The sequence below is a fragment of the Streptomyces sp. JW3 genome, from assembly GCF_052216785.1.
In the GTDB taxonomy this organism is placed as follows: Bacteria; Actinomycetota; Actinomycetes; order Streptomycetales; family Streptomycetaceae; genus Streptomyces.
Genome location: NZ_JBQOUX010000039.1, coordinates 1 through 15,567, shown reverse-complemented (window position 1 = coordinate 15,567; position 15,567 = coordinate 1). Strand labels below are relative to the sequence as shown.

The following is a 15,567-nucleotide window of genomic DNA, read 5'->3' as shown; positions in this document are numbered from 1 at the left end:
GCTCATCTTCGGGGGCCGACCGGGGAAAGGTGCATTCACACCACACGTTGGAATGAAAAAACATCCAGTAGGACAGGCTGTCCGATCAGGCACACTGGACGTTTGGCCGAGCCGTCCCGTCGTCATCGGCCGTACGCGCGCGAAAGGTGCCGCCCGTGAATGGTCCGCTGATCGTCCAGTCCGACAAGACGCTGCTCCTGGAAGTCGACCACGAGCTGGCCGGCGACTGCCGCCGTGCCATCGCCCCGTTCGCCGAGCTGGAGCGGGCCCCCGAGCACATCCACACCTACCGGGTGACGCCGCTGGGCCTGTGGAACGCGCGGGCCGCCGGGCACGACGCCGAGCAGGTGGTGGACGCGCTGGTGCAGTACAGCCGCTATCCGGTGCCGCACGCGCTGCTGGTGGACATCGCCGAGACGATGGACCGCTACGGCCGGCTCACCCTGTCCAAGCACCCGGCGCACGGTCTGGTGCTGACCACCACCGACCGGCCGGTCCTTGAGGAGGTGCTGAAGTCGAAGCGGGTCGCGCCGCTGGTCGGCAACCGCATCGACCCGGACACGGTGGCCGTGCACCCCTCCGAGCGCGGGCAGATCAAGCAGACGCTGCTGAAGCTGGGCTGGCCGGCCGAGGACCTCGCCGGGTACGTGGACGGCGAGGCGCACCCGATCGAGCTGGCCGAGGACGGCTGGGCGCTGCGCCCGTACCAGAAGCAGGCGGTGGAGAACTTCTGGCACGGCGGCAGCGGCGTCGTCGTGCTGCCCTGCGGCGCGGGCAAGACGCTGGTCGGGGCAGGCTCGATGGCGCAGGCGAAGTCCACGACCCTCATCCTCGTCACGAACACGGTGTCCGCCCGGCAGTGGAAGCACGAGCTGGTGAAGCGGACCTCGCTGACCGAGGACGAGATCGGCGAGTACAGCGGGACCCGCAAGGAGATCCGGCCGGTCACCATCGCCACGTACCAGGTGCTGACCACCCGGCGGAAGGGTGTCTACCCGCACCTGGAGCTGTTCGACTCCCGGGACTGGGGGCTGATCGTCTACGACGAGGTGCACCTGTTGCCGGCCCCGGTCTTCAAGTTCACCGCCGACCTCCAGGCCCGGCGCCGGCTGGGGCTGACCGCGACCCTGGTGCGGGAGGACGGCCGGGAGTCCGACGTCTTCTCGCTCATCGGCCCGAAGCGGTTCGACGCGCCGTGGAAGGAGATCGAGGCGCAGGGTTACATCGCGCCCGCCGACTGCGTGGAGGTGCGGGTCAATCTGACCGAGTCGGAGCGGCTGGCGTACGCCACGGCCGAGGCGGAGGAGAAGTACCGGTTCTGCGCGACGACCGCGACCAAGCGGAAGGTGACCGAGGCGATCGTGCGGCGGTTCGCCGGGCAGCAGATCCTGGTCATCGGTCAGTACATCGACCAGCTCGACGAGCTGGGCGAACACCTGGGCGCGCCGGTCATCAAGGGCGAGACGTCCAACGCGCAGCGGGAGAAGCTGTTCGAGGCGTTCCGGCAGGGCGAGATCAACGTGCTGGTGGTGTCGAAGGTCGCGAACTTCTCCATCGACCTGCCGGAGGCGACGGTGGCCGTGCAGGTGTCGGGGACCTTCGGGTCGCGGCAGGAGGAGGCGCAGCGGCTGGGCCGGGTACTGCGCCCGAAGGCCGACGGCCACCAGGCCCACTTCTACTCGGTGGTCGCCCGCGACACCCTCGACCAGGACTTCGCCGCGCACCGGCAGCGGTTCCTGGCGGAGCAGGGGTACACGTACCGGATCATGGACGCGGACGAGTTGCTGGCGGGGGATGCCTGACGCTCACCGCCCGGCACTCATCGCCTGACGCTCACCGCCTGCGCCGCACCCCCGCCGCCTCGTCCTCGTACCGGCCGAGGATCGCCACGTCGAAGGCGGCGCCCGTGAAGATCCGGACGGCGCGGAGGGCGTAGGTCAGGCGGTGGACGGCGGCGGTCGGGTGCCGGGCAGCGGACGTGCGGCCCGGTGCCGGGGCGGTCGTCGTGGGGGAGACGGTTGCTGCGCTCATGTGTCCAGGGTGCGACGCCGGCCCCCTGGCCGGCATCGGTCTCCGGGCCCGTTCCCCGCTCCGGCCGCCTCCGTCTCGCGGCCCACCCGCCGGCTGCCGCGTACGCCTCAGGGAGGACCCGGCCCCTCAAGGGTCGCGCGGGGGGCGCGGGGGCGCGGGGGCGCGGGGGCGCGGGGGCGCGGGGGCGCGGAAAAGGATTGGCGCGGGTCGGCCGCGCCGCCCTAGAATCTCCGCTCTTGCCCGCCTCCCTCACGCAGTGGAGCGCCGCCGTCCGGACGGAAACCGGACGGCATCCGCAGTCGCCACCCACAGCACCGCCGGAGGCACCCCCTTGTCCACGCCCGTCGACGACGACCCCCTGTCCGACCCCTTGTCCCGAGAGCGCGCCCACCTCGCCGCGTCCCGTGCCGCGCTGCGCGCCATGCGGGCCGACGTCGAGTCCCTCGACATCAGCGACGTCACCGCGAACTGGGTCAACGCCGCCGTCCTGGAACGGCAGATCGAGGACCGCGTCAAGGCCCTGGCCGACCTCAGCGACACCCCGCTGTTCTTCGGCCGGCTCGACTATCTGCGCGCGCCGGGCGCCGAGCAGGCGGAGGGGGCGGAAGGGGAGCGCTTCTACATCGGGCGGCGGCACGTGCACGACGCGGACGGCGACCCGATGGTCATCGACTGGCGGGCGCCGGTGTCGCAGGCGTTCTACCAGGCGTCCAAGAAGGACCCGAAGGACGTCGGACTGCGCCGCCGGTTCGGTTACACCGGCGGGGAGATCACCGCGTACGAGGACGAGCGGCTGGACGACCCGGCTCAGACCGAGGCCACCAGCAAGCTGCTCCAGCGGGAGATCGAACGGCCGCGCGTCGGTCCGATGCGGGACATCGTCGCCACCATCCAGCCGGAGCAGGACGAGATCGTGCGCGCCGGACTGTCCGGTTCGGTGTGCGTGCAGGGCGGGCCCGGCACCGGCAAGACCGCCGTCGGCCTGCACCGGGTGGCGTACCTGCTGTACGCGCACCGCGAGCGGCTCGCCCGCACCGGCACCCTCGTGATCGGGCCGAACAAGTCCTTCCTGCACTACATCGAGCAGGTGCTGCCCGCGCTCGGCGAGCTGACCGTGCGGCAGGCGACCGTGGCCGACCTGGTGGCGCACGTCGAGGCGCGCGGCACCGACGAGGCGGCGACGGCGGTGGTCAAGGGCGACGCGCGGATGGCCCAGGTGCTGCGCCGGGCGCTGTACTCGCACGTCTCGATGCCCGTCGAGCCGGTCATGGTGGTGCGCGGCTCGCGGCGCTGGCGGGTGGCCGCGTACGAGGTGGCGGAGCTGGTACGGGAGCTGCTGGACCGGGACATCCGGTACGGCGCGGCCCGCGAGGCGCTGCCGCAGCGGATCGCGCACGCCGTGCTGGTGCAGATGGAACGGGCCGGTGAGGCGCCGGACGACCGGGTGCAGAACGCGGTGGCGCGCAGCGCGGCGGTCAAGGCGTGCGTGAAGGCGGTGTGGCCGGCCGTCGACCCGGCCAAGCTCGTACTGCGGCTGCTGTCGGAGCCGGAGTTCCTCGCCGCGCACGCCGAGGGGCTGCTCGACGCGGAGGAGCAGAAGGCGGTGCTGTGGGCGAAGCCGTACCGGTCGGTGAAGACGGCCAAGTGGTCGGCGGCGGACGCGGTGCTGATCGACGAGGCGGTCGACCTCATCGAGCGGACCCACTCGCTGGGGCATGTGGTGCTGGACGAGGCGCAGGACCTCTCCCCCATGCAGTACCGGGCGGTGGGGCGGCGCTGCACCACCGGCTCCGCGACCGTCCTCGGCGACCTGGCGCAGGGCACCACGCCGTGGGCCACCCGCAGCTGGCAGGAGGCGCTGGCCCACCTGGGCAAGGAGGGCGCGGTGGTCGAGGAGCTGACGGCCGGCTTCCGGGTACCGACGGACGTGATCGGGTACGCGTCGCGGCTGCTGCCGTACATCGCGCCGGGGCTGACGCCGGTGGCGTCCATCCGGGAGAACCCCGGCTTCTTCGAGATCCGGGACGCCGGAGACCCGGTCGCGGCCTGCGGTGAGCTGCTGGAGCGGGCGGGGTCGGTCGGCCTGATCTGCGCGGACGCCCGGGTGCCGGAGCTGGCGCGGGGGCTGGCGGCGGCGGGGATCGGCCATCTCGCGCCGGGTGCGGAGACCACGGCGGGGGTCCGGCTGACCCTCGTTCCCGCCTCGCTGGCCAAGGGTCTGGAGTACGACCACGTGGTCCTGGACGAGCCGGGTGCGGTGGTGGCCGGGGAGCCGGACGAGCGGACCGGGCTGCGGCGGCTGTACGTGTGCCTGACGCGGGCGGTGTCGGGGTTGATCGTGACGCACGCGGCTCCGTTGCCGGAGCAGTTGAGCGCGTAGCGCCGGGTGGGGGGCGCGGCCCGGCGCCTACGGGGTGCCTCCCCCCACTCTTGGCTGCGCTCGAGCGGGGGACCCCCATCGCCCACCCGTGCCGCCTCTGGCGGCCTGCGGATTACGTGCCCAACACCGCCCGCCACTGCGCGACCGCCTCCGCCGAAACCGGCCCGCCCCACCCGGCGGGCCGCGCCGCCCCGCCGATGTGGAACCCGTCGATCCCCGCGGCCAGCAGCGTCGGCACATGCTCCAGCCGCAGTCCGCCGCCGACCAGCAACTGCTGCTCGTACCCCGGCTCCCCCTGCCGCCGCCCCTCGGCGACCAGCACGTCCAGACCCGCGTCGACCCCGCCCGCCGCCCCGGCCGTCAGATACGTGTCCAGGCCGGGAAAGTCCGCGAGCCGCTTGCGCAGCGCGCCCCGGTCGGCGGCCCGGTCGATGGCGCGGTGGAACGTCCACCGGCACCCGTCGAGGACCGCCGCCAGCCGCTCCACCGCCGCCAGGTCCACGTCCCCGTCCGGGTCGAGGAACCCCAGCACGAACTGGTCGGCGCCCGCCTCCCGCAGCTCCCCCGCGACCCGCACCAGCCCCTGGACGTCCCCGGCCGCGAACCCGTCCGCGAGCCGCAGCATCACCCGTACGTCGATGTCGACGGCGGCGCGGATCGCGGTGACGGTGGCGACCGACGGGGTGAGTCCGTCGGCCGCCATGTCGGTGACCAGTTCGAGGCGGTCCGCGCCTCCGGCCCGGGCGGCGACCGCGTCCTCGACGTCGAGCGCGATCACCTCCAGGACTGCACGCTTGCTCATAGGGCCCCATTCATCGGCGGCTACAGGTCTAGTCCAATCACAGACTAGCGTCCTGCGCCTCCGCACCCTGGGGCTACGCCGATCACCTCACCCGAAGATGTCCAGTTCCCGCTCCTGAACCCCGGCCAGTTCATAGGCCGCGCCGTCCACCGGCCGCCCCGCGTAGAGCCGTACGAGGGTGGCGGCGGCGCCGATGAACCGGCCCGGCGGACGCGCGCCGCTCACCTCCCCCAGCTTCAGCGGCTCGTCCACGTCGTCCAGGTCGGCGTGGAGCGGGACATGGCCGAGCCCGGCGGTGACCGAGGCCAGCAGCGCCAGCGCCTCCGGCAGTACGCGCCCGGCGTACGCCTCCGGCACCCCGAGCGCGACCCGCACATCGCCCGCGTGCACCCACTCCCCGAGCGCGAGCCGGTCCAGCGCGCCGCCCGCCCGCGCGATCACCGGCCCGGCCTCCGTCATGCCGCGCTCCAGTTCGGCCACGATCCGCTCGTTGCTCCAGTCGGCCCGCTCGGCGATGTCCCGGTCGTTGGACTCGGGCGAGAAGACGCCCTCCTCGAAACGGTTCTCCACCACCCGGGCCAGCGCGGCGGAGCAGTGCGCCAGCACGTCCCGGACGGTCCAGCCGGGACAGGCCGGCACCGGCAGCGCGTAGTCCGCCTCGGCGCGGGACCGCAGCAGCGGCACCAGCGCGTCCCGCTCGGCGGCCAGCAGCCGGCCCGGCAGTTCGGGGTCGCGTACGTCGTGCACATCGGCAGGTGTCGTCATGCGGGCCACGCTAGAGGGCCGGGGCCCGGTCGCGGGAGAATGGCGGCATGGCCGATGCCGATGCCGATATCGATGCCCTCCGTGCCCTCCGTGCCCTCCGCGTCCGTTTCGCCCGCGCCCTGTCCGGGGCCCGGGGCGCGGACGCCGCCGGGCCCGACGCCGCGCCGTACGCCGCCGACCTGCTGGCCCGCTGGCAGGAACCGCAGCGGCACTACCACACGGTCGCGCACCTGACCGCCGTCCTGGACCACGTCGACGTACTGGCGGAGTACGCCGCCGACCCGGACGTCGTCCGCCTCGCCGCGTGGTTCCACGACGCCGTGTACCGGCCGGAGCGGTCCGAGAACGAGGAGCGGTCGGCGCGGCTCGCCGAGCGGGCACTGCGCGAGGCCGGTCTGCCGGATGCGAAGACCGCCGAGGTGGCCCGGCTGGTCCGGCTCACCGTCACGCACGACCCGGCCGACGACGACCGCGACGGGCAGGTGCTGTGCGACGCCGACCTGGCGATCCTCGCCGCGCCGCCCGCCGGGTACGCCGCCTACACCGCGGCCGTCCGCCGGGAGTACCACTTCGTGCCGGACCACGCCTTCCGCACCGGCCGGGCCGCCGTCCTGCGCCAACTCCTCGGCCTGCCCCGGCTGTTCCGCACCCCGCACGGGCAGCGGGAGTGGGCGGCGGCCGCCCGGCACAACCTCACCGGCGAACTGGCCGAGCTGACCGGGCCAGCCGGGCTGACCGAGCTGACCGATCCGGAAATGCCGTCGCCGGGCGGCTCCCCGGCCCCGTAGCCTGCCCGCCATGCGGAACACGGGCGAACTCGGCGCGGAACAGGTGGAGGCGGCCGTCGCGGGCGCCGTGGCGGCGCTGCGGACGGCGGTGGACCGGGACTGGGCGGCGGTGCGGGCCGGGCGGCTGGAGTGGAGCTGCCGGGAGACGGCGACGCATGTCGCGAGCGATCTGCTCGCCTACGCCGGGCAGTTGGCCGGGCGGGCCACCGAGGCGTACGTCCCCTTCGAGCTCGCCCTGGACGAGGGCACCGGCAACGAGGGCGTGCTCCAGGTGGTCCGGACCACCGGCGCGCTGCTCGCCGCCACCGTCCGCAGCACCCCCCGCGAGGTCCGCGCCTTCCACCCGTACCCCTTCCGGGACGCCGACCGGGACGGCTTCGCCGCCATGGGAGTCGCCGAAGTCCTGCTGCACACCCACGACATGGCCGCCGGGCTCGGGGTGGCGTACGAGCCGTCCGCCGAGCTGTGCGGGTACGTCCTGACCCGGATCTTCCCGCATGTGCGGCCCGCCGCCGACGCCTGGCGGACGCTGCTGTGGGCCACCGGGCGGGGCGAACTGCCGGGCCGGCCGCCGGTGGACGGCTGGAAGTGGTGCAACAACCTCGTGGTGCACGCCGAACGGCTCACCCTGGAGGGCATCACCCCCGCCGCCGCCAGCGACCTCGCCCTCGGCGGCGACGGCGGCTTCCGCTGGCTCGAGGGCGGGCCGATCGACGGCACCCGCGAGGGCGCCGGCCTGGTGGTGAAGGCGTACGAAGGGGGCGTGCACCGGCCCGAGTGGGGGATGTACGCGCTGGTGCGCCGCACGGACGGGCTGACGGTCGGCGCGATGGGCTTCCACGGCGTACCGGACGAGGACGGCCGGGTCGAGGTCGGCTACGACCTCGTCGAGGGCGCCCGCGGCCACGGCTACGCCACCGAGGCGCTGCGCGCGCTGTCGGCGCGGGCGCTGGCCCGGCCCGAGGTCAGCCGCGTCTTCGCCGTCGTCGAACCGGACAACCACGCCTCGCGGGCGGTACTGGGCCGGGCCGGTTTCACCCGGGTCGCACGCGACGACGAGTACGTCGCCTACGAACTGCGGGGCTGACCCCGGCCCTTGCGGCGGCGCAGCCCCGCGCCGTGCAGCAGCCGCACCACCTCGCGGCTGCTCACCTCCCGGGCGCCGGCCCGCACCGCGTCCGCGTAGCGGTGCGCGGGGAGGTCGTAGTGGTCGCGGTCGAAGGCCCGGCGGGGCACGTCCAGGCGGCGCGCGAAGGTGTGCAGTTCGTCGTAGGAGACGTCGCTGACCAGGTGCGACCACAGGCGTCCGTGGCCGGGCCAGGCCGGCGGGTCGATGTAGACGCTCACGGGGCGGCCGGGCCGCCGATGACCGAGCCCAGCGAGCCCACCGCGGCGACCTTCACGCCCGCCTCGGAGCACACCCAGTGCGGGTCGGCGCCCAGCTCCGGCGCCACCTCCAGGGCGTGCGGGTCGCCGGCGGCGCACACCGGGCACAGCGGCCAGCGGCCGTACCGCTCCAGCAGCGCGTCCTGCACGTCCTGCGCGACCAGCCCCGCCACGAACGGGGCCCCGTCCGGCCACTGCTCCACCCACCACCGCCGCTGCGCGACGGACTCCTCGACCAGCGAGACGACGTCCGCCTCGGCGACCTCGCCCGCGACGAGATCGGCGAGGACCAGGGCGCGTGCGGCGTGCAACGCCTGTTCCAGGGGGCTGATGGGGTCCATGACCCCATTGTGCGCGCTGTTGACCCGGCCCCGGAATGAAAATACCTTTCATACGTGCCCGACAAAGTGACGGGAACTTTCACGCCGCCGCCGCCCGCCGCGCTCGCCGCCAAGGTGCGCACCCTGGCGCCGTCCATGACCCGTTCCATGCAGCGGGTCGCCGAGGCGGTCGCGCACGACCCGGCGGGCTGCGCCGCGCTCACCGTGACCGGCCTCGCCGAGCTGACCGGCACCAGCGAGGCGACCGTCGTACGCACCGCCCGGCTGCTCGGCTACCCCGGCTACCGCGACCTGCGGCTCGCGCTGGCCGGACTCGCCGCGCACCAGCAGTCCGGGCGGGCGCCCGCCCTGACCACCGACATCGCGGTCGACGACCCGCTCGCCGACGTCGTCGCCAAACTCGCCTACGACGAGCAGCAGACCCTCGCGGACACGGCGGCCGGACTGGACACCGGGCAGCTCGCGGCGGCCGTGACCGCGCTCGCCGGGGCGCGGCGCACCGACGTGTACGGGATCGGGGCGTCCGGGCTGGTCGCCCAGGACCTGGTGCAGAAGCTGCTGCGGATCGGGCTGATAGCGCACGCCCACAGTGATCCGCACCTGGCGGTGACGAACGCGGTGCAGCTGCGAGCCGGGGACGTCGCCGTGGCGGTCACGCAGTCCGGGTCGACGGGGGACGTGATCGAGCCGTTGCGGGTGGCGTTCGAGCGGGGGGCGACGACGGTGGCGGTCACCGGGCGGCCGGACGGGGCGGTGGCGCAGTACGCCGACCATGTGCTGACGACGTCCACGGCGCGGGAGAGTGAGCTGCGGCCGGCGGCGATGTCCTCCCGGACGGGGCAGTTGCTGGTGGTGGACTGTCTGTTCGTGGGGGTGGCGCAGCGGAGGTATGACTTGGCGGGGCCGGCGTTGTCGGCGTCGTATGAGGCGTTGGCTCATCGGCATGGGGGGCGGCGCGGTAGATCGTAGGGGTTGAGCGTGCGTGGGCGGCTGCGGGTTCGTCGTGGCTGGTCGCGCAGTTCCCCGCGCCCCTGACGTACGTCACCTCCGCCTGAGTCGAAAAGAGCCGAGTCTCCATGACCTCCACACCTGACCTGCGGTCCCAGCTCGACGGTCTGTCCACCGAAGCCTTCCGGCCGGAGTTCGCCGAGATCGACGAGTTGCCCACGCTCGACCTCGCCCGGCTCATGAACGGGGAGGATGCCCAGGTGGCCGCCGCCGTGGCGGCCCGGGTGCCCGAGATCGCCACCGCCATTGACGCCATCGCCGGGCGGATGGGGCGGGGTGGGCGGCTGGTGTACGCCGGGGCCGGGACGGCCGGGCGGCTCGGCGTGCTGGACGCGTCCGAGTGTCCGCCGACGTTCAATACGGCGCCGGGGCAGGTGGTCGGGCTGATCGCGGGCGGGCCGGAGGCGATGGTGAACTCCGTCGAAGGAGCCGAGGACTCCGCCACGCTGGCCCGCGCGGATCTCGACGCGCTCGCCCTCACCCCCGACGACACGGTGGTCGGGGTGTCGGCCTCCGGGCGGACGCCGTACGCCGTCGGTGCCGTCGAGCACGCGCGGGCGCTCGGCGCGCTGACCGTAGGGCTGGCCTGCAACGCGGGCAGCGCGCTGGCCGCCGCCGCCGAGCACGGCATCGAGGTCGTCACCGGACCCGAGCTGATCACCGGCTCGACCCGGCTGAAGGCGGGCACGGCACAGAAGCTGGTGCTCAACATGGTGTCGACGATCACGATGGTCCGGCTGGGCAAGACGTACGGGAATCTGATGGTCGACGTACGGGCCTCGAACGAGAAGCTGCGGGCCCGGTCGCGGCGGATCGTCGCGCTGGCGACGGGGGCCGGGGACGCGGAGATCGAGCGGGCGCTCGATGCCGCCGGCGGGGAGGTCAAGCAGGCCGTGCTGATTCTGCTGGCCGGGGTGGACGGCCCGACGGCCGCCCGCCTTCTGGAGGACTCCAGCGGCCGGCTGCGTGCCGCGCTGGGCGCGACGCGGGGGTGAGCCGCAGGCTCGGAGGGTGCACCCCGAGCCCCGTGATTCCCGTGGTCCCCGTGACCCCCACGCCATCGCCGCCGCCCTGCTACCGCTGGTCGGCGGCGCCGAGAACGTCGTCTCCGTCGCGTACTGCGTGACCCGGCTGCGGCTGACCCTGGCCGACCGGGAGCGGGTGCGGGACGCCGAGCTGCGGGCGCTGCCCGGGGTGCTCGGGGTGGTCGAGGACGGGGCGTCGTACCAGGTGGTGCTGGGCCCGGGGGTGGTCGGGCGGGTGGCGGCGGCGTTCGAGGCGCTGCTGCCGGGCGAGCGGGACACGGCCGGGGAGCTGGCCCGGCGCGGGGCCGAGCTGAAGGCGCGGCACAAGGAGCGCAACGCCACCCCGCTGAAGGCCGGGCTGCGGCGGATCGCGAACGTCTTCGTGCCGCTCATCCCGGCCCTGATCGGCTGCGGCCTGCTCGCGGGCGCCGCCGGGCTGCTGCGCAACCTGCGGCTGCTGCCCGGCCTCACCCCGGCGCTCACCGCGCTGTCCGCCGCCTTCATGGCGCTGATCGCGGTGTTCGTCGGACACAACACGGCCCGCGAGTTCGGCGGCACGCCGGTGCTGGGCGGCGCGGTCGCCGCCGTGGTGGTCTATCCGGGGGTGGCGCAGGTGACCGCGTTCGGCGCGCCGCTGGTCCCCGGGCAGGGCGGCGTGCTCGGCGCGCTGGCGGCGGCGCTGCTCGGCACGTACGTGGAGAAGTGGTGCCGCGCCCGGCTCCCCGGCACCCTGGACGTACTGCTCACCCCGACCCTGACCGTGCTGGTCGCGGGCCTGGCCACGCTGTACGTCCTCATGTACGCGGCCGGCGAGGTGGCGTCCGCCGTCGGCACCGCGGCGACCTGGCTGCTGACGACCACCGGCGCGGCGGCCGGCCTGCTGCTCGGCGGCCTCTTCCTCCCCCTGGTCATGCTGGGTCTGCACCAGGCGCTGATCCCGCTGCACACCACCCTCATCGAGCAGCGGGGCCACACCGTGCTGCTGCCGCTGCTGGCGATGGCGGGCGCCGGCCAGGTCGGCGCGGCGCTCGCGGTGTACGTCCGGCTGCGCCACGACACCTCGCTGCGCACGACGATCAGGTCGGCACTGCCCGCCGGACTGCTCGGCGTCGGCGAACCCCTGATCTACGGCGTCTCCCTGCCGCTCGGCCGCCCCTTCCTGACCGCCTGCGTGGGCGGGGCTGCGGGCGGCGCCTTCGTCGGACTGTTCGCGATGCTCGGCACCGAGGTCGGGGCGACGGCCATCGGCCCGTCCGGCTGGGCGCTGTTCCCGCTGCTCGCCGGCGACCGGGGACTGGCGGTGGTGGCGGCGGTGTACGGCGGCGGGCTGCTGACCGGGTACGTCGTCGGCTTCGCGGCCACCTGTCTCTTCGGCGGGCTCGGCGGGCTCGGCGGGACGGGCGTTGTCAGTGCGGTGTGCGATTCTGAAGGACATGAACCACGCCCAGCTGACCGCCCTGGGCCGCGCCCTGCGTCTCCTCGGTGAGCACGGCGAGGCCCTGAGCACCGACACCCCCGACGCCAAGCTGCACGAGATGCGGGGCGATCTGCGCCGCGCCCTGGACCTGCTGGAGGAGAGCGCGGGCAGCGCCGCGCCCAGCACCCGCTGCCCGGAGCATCCGAACGGGCCGGTGGACGAGGCCGCCCCCGACCTGTGCCTGCTGTGCGAGACCCGGCGCCGCTCCGCCCGCCGCGCCGAGTACGGCGGCGGCCCCGGCCGGCCCCGCCCCGCCGAGCCGGTCCAGTCCCGGTACGGGATGCGCGACGAGCGCCCCCAGCCCCAGCAGCGCTGGCTCCCGGAGGCGTGGAACGGCCAGGCGTGGCAGCTGTGCGGCACCCCGCGCCGCGACCGCCGCGAGGCCGAGCTGTATCTCGCGGCCGAGCGCCGGGGCCCCCGCCCGGCGCCGGCCTACCGGCTGGTCCACGAGTTCACCGACTACGAGGTGCTGCGGGTGTGGGGGACGCCGGCCCGGCTGGACATCGAGCCGATGCCCTAGCCGAGCAGCGGCAGTGCGGTGATCTCGTGGCCCTCCCACAGGCGGTGGGTCTTCTCCTCCGGGTAGGGCACGACGGCGGGCTCGGCGTCGAGGACCTGCACCAGCCGGCGCTCGGTGTCGTACGCCGGCCAGCCCGGGTCGCCGGTCCGGGCGAACCCGGTCCAGGAGGCGCGGAACCGGGCGGACAGGGCGAGCGCCGTCGCGTCGGGTTCGGTCCCGGCGAACAGCAGGGCGCCCAGGTCCGCCCGGAAGGTGCCGAAGAGCAGCGGCAGGTCGAGGGCATGGCAGGCGCCGAGGCCGCCGCCGCTGCCGGGGGCCGGCCAGGTCAGCTCGTAGGCGTGCGCCCGGCCGCCGCCCGCGAGATGCGCCTCGGCCAGCCGCATCGTCGGCACGGCGAACAGCCAGTCCGTCTGCACCTTCTCATACAGTTCCCCGGCGCTCGCGGCCGGGAAGGCGGCCCGGTAGGCGGCCGCTCCGGTGGCGCCGCCGGGGGCGTACATCCGCAGCGCGGCCGCCGCCCGTTCCGCGCCGATCTGCCCGAGCTGTCCGGCCAGGGCGATGAACAGCCGGAACTCGTCGCGGTTGTGCCCGACGACCAGGTCCACGTCGCGCGCCGCCCCGGCGGCCAGCGCCTGCCACGGCAGCACGGGCAGTACCTCGCCGTCCACCACCGGCGAGTACGGCGTCACCGTCGGCGCGGCCTGCCCCCACCGGTCGGTGTACCCGAGCATCTTGGCGGCCAGGGTCTGCCCGGCGCCGACCAGCCGGTCCGGATCGACCGCCGCGAGGTCGGCGACGGTCGGGCGGCGGCCCGCCTCGGCGGCGAGGGCGGCACCGATGTCCCGGGCCAGTTCGTCGGAGAAGAACGTGCCCGGCACGCTCTGCGCGATCGCCCGCCGGAACAGTCCGGCGGCACTCGGCATGGCCAGCAGCGCGGCGATGGAACCGGCACCGGCCGACTCCCCGAAGACGGTGACCCGTTCGGGGTCGCCGCCGAAGCCGGCGATGTTCTCCCGGACCCACTCCAGCGCGGCCACCTGGTCGAGCAGTCCCCGGTTGGCGGGCGCCCCCTCGATGCGGGCGAAGCCCTCCATGCCGACCCGGTAGTTGAAGGTGACGACGACCAGGTCGCCGTCGGTGGCTATGTGCCGGGCGTCGTAGCCGGGGCTGCCGCCGTGGCCGAGCTTGTAGGCGCCGCCGTAGATCCACACCAGCACCGGGCGGCGGGCGGCCGGGTCGGCGTCGGGCGTCCAGACGTTGGCGGTCAGCCAGTCGCCGTCGCCGGAGCCGGGGCCCCGCTGACCCGGCACGAGCAGGTCCTGCGGGGGCGGCGGGCCGAAGGCGTACGCGTCCCGGGTGCCGTCCCACTTCGCGGGCGGGCGCGGGGCGGCGAACCGGGCCGCGCCGACCGGCGGGGCGGCGAACGGGACGCCGCGGAAGACGGTGAGGCCGTCCTCGCGGCGGCCGCGCACCGCACCGGCGGCGGTGCGCACCACGGCCTCGCCGGTCTGGATGTCCGTCATCGATCACTCCTCGCTGGTTGCCGGCTGGTGATCTCACGGACCCTACGCGGCCGGGCGCGGCCGGCTCAGCTGAGGGTCTTCAGCGACGCGGCGTCGTACGGGGCCAGTTCGGCGAAGCGGCCGGCGAGGACCTTCTCGGCCCAGTGCGGGTCCTGGAGCAGGGCGCGGCCGACGGCGACGAGGTCGAACTCGTCGCGCTCCAGGCGGTCCAGCAGGTCGTCCAGGCCGCGCAGTTCGGCGCCCTTGCCGAGGAACGCCTGGCCGAACTCGCCGTCCAGGCCGACCGAGCCGACCGTGATGACGGGCTTGCCGGTCAGCTTCTTGGTCCAGCCGGCCAGGTTGAGGTCGCTGCCGTCGAACTCGGGCCGCCAGTAGCGGCGGGTGGAGGCGTGGAAGGCGTCGACGCCGGCCGCGGCGAGCGGGGCGAGGACCGCCTCCAGCTCCTGCGGGGTCTCGGCGAGCCGGGCGTCGTAGGCGTCCTGCTTCCACTGCGAGTACCGGAAGATGACCGGGAAGTCGGCCGACACCCGCGCCCGCACCGCCGCGACGATCTCCGCGGCGAACTTGGTCCGGGCCACCGGGTCGCCGCCGTAGGCGTCGGTGCGGCGGTTGGTGCCGGACCACAGGAACTGGTCGACGAGGTAGCCGTGGGCGCCGTGGATCTCGACGCCGTCGAAGCCGATGCGTTCGGCGTCGGCGGCGGCCTGGGCGAACGCGGCGACGACGTCGTCGATGTCCTGCTGGGTCATCGCCGTGGCGGTCGGCTCGTCCTCGCCGATGCGCAGGCCGGAGGGGCCGTGGGAGGGGGCGTCGGGGTAGGGCGCCTGTCCCTCCTCGCGGACCGTGCCGATGTGCCAGAGCTGCGGCACGATGGTACCGCCGCCCGCGTGCACCGCGTCGGCGACCTTCGCCCAGCCGGCGAGCTGCTCCTCGCCGTGGAACCGGGGCACGCTGTCGCTCAGCCCGGCGGAGGGGTGCCCGACGTAGGTCCCCTCCGTGACGATCAGTCCGACGCCGGCGGCGGCGCGGCGCGCGTAGTACGACCGCACGTCCTGCCCGGGGATGCCGCCCGGCGAGAACATCCGGGTCATCGGGGCCATCGCGATGCGGTTGGGCACGGTCAGGCCGTTGATGACGGTGGGGCGGGCGAGGATCTCGGCGGCTCGGGCGGCGACGTCGGTCACGGGGGCTCCTTGGGGGGTGGCACCGGGCGGTGGCGATAAGTGCACGCGCATACAACACGCGCCTTCCGCACAACCGGTCCCTCCGCTCACGGCATTCCTGCCGCCTCCGGTCCGTGACCCGGTTCACAGTGGCCGTCGGGGCCACTCGCTTCTTTGTCAGTGTCGTGCTTCCACGACCCGCCTCAAGGGCGCTCCAGCACGGGGAAGAAGCGAGCGAGCGGCCCAGAAAGCCGGGGGCCCAGGCCCAACGCCTCCGAGGTCGGCCATCCGGCACCCGGCATCACGGGACGCGCTCGCGCCTCGCCAGCACGCCGCGCCGTCTCGGCGGCCAACGGTG

The 15,567-nt window shown here is 74.6% G+C and carries 15 protein-coding genes; 8 read left to right on the top strand and 7 right to left on the bottom strand.

Annotated features, from left to right (window positions below; all coding sequences use genetic code 11):
• Window positions 1–155 precede the first annotated feature (155 nt).
• Window positions 156–1,802 carry a DNA repair helicase XPB gene (locus ACTT8P_RS17750; RefSeq protein ID WP_442832626.1) on the top strand — a complete coding sequence of 549 codons (1,647 nt, stop codon included), beginning with the start codon at window positions 156–158 and terminating at the stop codon, window positions 1,800–1,802.
• A gap of 31 nt (window positions 1,803–1,833) precedes the next feature.
• Here ACTT8P_RS17750 and ACTT8P_RS17745 read toward each other — a convergent pair whose 3' ends face one another.
• The gene (locus tag ACTT8P_RS17745; RefSeq protein ID WP_442832625.1) at window positions 1,834–2,031 is read right to left on the bottom strand and encodes a hypothetical protein; all 198 of its coding nucleotides are present in this window, start codon (window positions 2,029–2,031) and stop codon (window positions 1,834–1,836) included.
• A 331-nt stretch (window positions 2,032–2,362) separates the two neighbouring features.
• Here ACTT8P_RS17745 and ACTT8P_RS17740 point away from each other — a divergent pair, with 331 nt between their 5' ends.
• Window positions 2,363–4,411: a HelD family protein gene (locus tag ACTT8P_RS17740; protein ID WP_442832624.1), complete on the top strand. Its 2,049-nt coding sequence runs from the start codon at window positions 2,363–2,365 to the stop codon at window positions 4,409–4,411.
• Window positions 4,412–4,523: 112 nt separating this feature from the next.
• On the opposite strand, the gene ACTT8P_RS17735 is transcribed toward ACTT8P_RS17740, so the two are convergent.
• Both ACTT8P_RS17735 and ACTT8P_RS17730 read right to left on the bottom strand, forming a co-directional pair.
• Window positions 4,524–5,213 carry a copper homeostasis protein CutC gene (locus tag ACTT8P_RS17735; RefSeq protein WP_442832623.1) on the bottom strand — a complete coding sequence of 230 codons (690 nt, stop codon included), beginning with the start codon at window positions 5,211–5,213 and terminating at the stop codon, window positions 4,524–4,526.
• Window positions 5,214–5,300: 87 nt separating this feature from the next.
• Window positions 5,301–5,978, bottom strand: coding sequence for a maleylpyruvate isomerase family mycothiol-dependent enzyme (locus ACTT8P_RS17730; protein ID WP_442832622.1), 678 nt, complete (start codon window positions 5,976–5,978; stop codon window positions 5,301–5,303).
• Window positions 5,979–6,025: 47 nt separating this feature from the next.
• Here ACTT8P_RS17730 and ACTT8P_RS17725 point away from each other — a divergent pair, with 47 nt between their 5' ends.
• Window positions 6,026–6,766: an HD domain-containing protein gene (locus ACTT8P_RS17725; RefSeq protein WP_442832621.1), complete on the top strand. Its 741-nt coding sequence runs from the start codon at window positions 6,026–6,028 to the stop codon at window positions 6,764–6,766.
• A 10-nt stretch (window positions 6,767–6,776) separates the two neighbouring features.
• Entirely contained in the window at window positions 6,777–7,853 is a 1,077-nt protein-coding gene (locus ACTT8P_RS17720) for a GNAT family N-acetyltransferase (protein WP_442832620.1), read from the top strand.
• Here ACTT8P_RS17720 and ACTT8P_RS17715 read toward each other — a convergent pair.
• Together ACTT8P_RS17715 and ACTT8P_RS17710 are read right to left on the bottom strand one after the other, a co-directional pair.
• Window positions 7,835–8,113, bottom strand: a complete 279-nt coding sequence (locus tag ACTT8P_RS17715; protein WP_361156307.1) for a DUF4031 domain-containing protein — start codon at window positions 8,111–8,113, stop codon at window positions 7,835–7,837. The genes ACTT8P_RS17720 and ACTT8P_RS17715 overlap by 19 nt on opposite strands.
• Window positions 8,110–8,493 (bottom strand): hypothetical protein, encoded by a 384-nt coding sequence (locus tag ACTT8P_RS17710; RefSeq protein WP_442832619.1) that lies wholly within the window; start codon window positions 8,491–8,493, stop codon window positions 8,110–8,112. The genes ACTT8P_RS17715 and ACTT8P_RS17710 overlap by 4 nt, the downstream gene beginning before the upstream one ends.
• 66 nt (window positions 8,494–8,559) lie before the next feature.
• Between ACTT8P_RS17710 and ACTT8P_RS17705 the strand changes: the two genes are divergently transcribed.
• From ACTT8P_RS17705 to ACTT8P_RS17690, 4 genes are all read left to right on the top strand, one after another.
• Entirely contained in the window at window positions 8,560–9,462 is a 903-nt protein-coding gene (locus tag ACTT8P_RS17705; RefSeq protein WP_442832618.1) for a MurR/RpiR family transcriptional regulator, read from the top strand.
• 107 nt (window positions 9,463–9,569) lie between these two features.
• The gene (gene murQ / locus ACTT8P_RS17700; RefSeq protein ID WP_442832617.1) at window positions 9,570–10,496 is read left to right on the top strand and encodes an N-acetylmuramic acid 6-phosphate etherase; all 927 of its coding nucleotides are present in this window, start codon (window positions 9,570–9,572) and stop codon (window positions 10,494–10,496) included.
• Between the two features lie 16 nt (window positions 10,497–10,512).
• Window positions 10,513–12,012 (top strand): PTS transporter subunit EIIC, encoded by a 1,500-nt coding sequence (locus ACTT8P_RS17695; RefSeq protein WP_442832616.1) that lies wholly within the window; start codon window positions 10,513–10,515, stop codon window positions 12,010–12,012.
• Entirely contained in the window at window positions 11,960–12,523 is a 564-nt protein-coding gene (locus ACTT8P_RS17690; protein ID WP_442832615.1) for a hypothetical protein, read from the top strand. Before ACTT8P_RS17695 ends, ACTT8P_RS17690 begins: the two co-directional genes overlap by 53 nt.
• Here ACTT8P_RS17690 and ACTT8P_RS17685 read toward each other — a convergent pair.
• Together ACTT8P_RS17685 and ACTT8P_RS17680 are read right to left on the bottom strand one after the other, a co-directional pair.
• Window positions 12,520–14,046: a carboxylesterase/lipase family protein gene (locus ACTT8P_RS17685; protein WP_442832614.1), complete on the bottom strand. Its 1,527-nt coding sequence runs from the start codon at window positions 14,044–14,046 to the stop codon at window positions 12,520–12,522. The two genes, ACTT8P_RS17690 and ACTT8P_RS17685, sit on opposite strands and share 4 nt — an antisense overlap.
• A 65-nt stretch (window positions 14,047–14,111) precedes the next feature.
• Entirely contained in the window at window positions 14,112–15,281 is a 1,170-nt protein-coding gene (locus ACTT8P_RS17680) for an NADH:flavin oxidoreductase (protein WP_442832613.1), read from the bottom strand.
• Window positions 15,282–15,567: the final 286 nt, after the last annotated feature.

Bases quoted from the DNA above. Each gene is read 5' to 3' on its own strand.
- ACTT8P_RS17720 (WP_442832620.1), top strand. From the start codon at position 6,777: ATGCGGAACACGGGCGAACTCGGCGCGGAACAGGTGGAGGCGGCCGTC.
- ACTT8P_RS17730 (WP_442832622.1), bottom strand. From the start codon at position 5,978: ATGACGACACCTGCCGATGTGCACGACGTACGCGACCCCGAACTGCCG.
- ACTT8P_RS17690 (WP_442832615.1), top strand. From the start codon at position 11,960: ATGAACCACGCCCAGCTGACCGCCCTGGGCCGCGCCCTGCGTCTCCTC.
- murQ (WP_442832617.1), top strand. From the start codon at position 9,570: ATGACCTCCACACCTGACCTGCGGTCCCAGCTCGACGGTCTGTCCACC.
- ACTT8P_RS17685 (WP_442832614.1), bottom strand. From the start codon at position 14,046: ATGACGGACATCCAGACCGGCGAGGCCGTGGTGCGCACCGCCGCCGGT.
- ACTT8P_RS17745 (WP_442832625.1), bottom strand. From the start codon at position 2,031: ATGAGCGCAGCAACCGTCTCCCCCACGACGACCGCCCCGGCACCGGGC.
- ACTT8P_RS17735 (WP_442832623.1), bottom strand. From the start codon at position 5,213: ATGAGCAAGCGTGCAGTCCTGGAGGTGATCGCGCTCGACGTCGAGGAC.
- ACTT8P_RS17725 (WP_442832621.1), top strand. From the start codon at position 6,026: ATGGCCGATGCCGATGCCGATATCGATGCCCTCCGTGCCCTCCGTGCC.
- ACTT8P_RS17680 (WP_442832613.1), bottom strand. From the start codon at position 15,281: ATGCGCGTGCACTTATCGCCACCGCCCGGTGCCACCCCCCAAGGAGCC.
- ACTT8P_RS17710 (WP_442832619.1), bottom strand. From the start codon at position 8,493: ATGGACCCCATCAGCCCCCTGGAACAGGCGTTGCACGCCGCACGCGCC.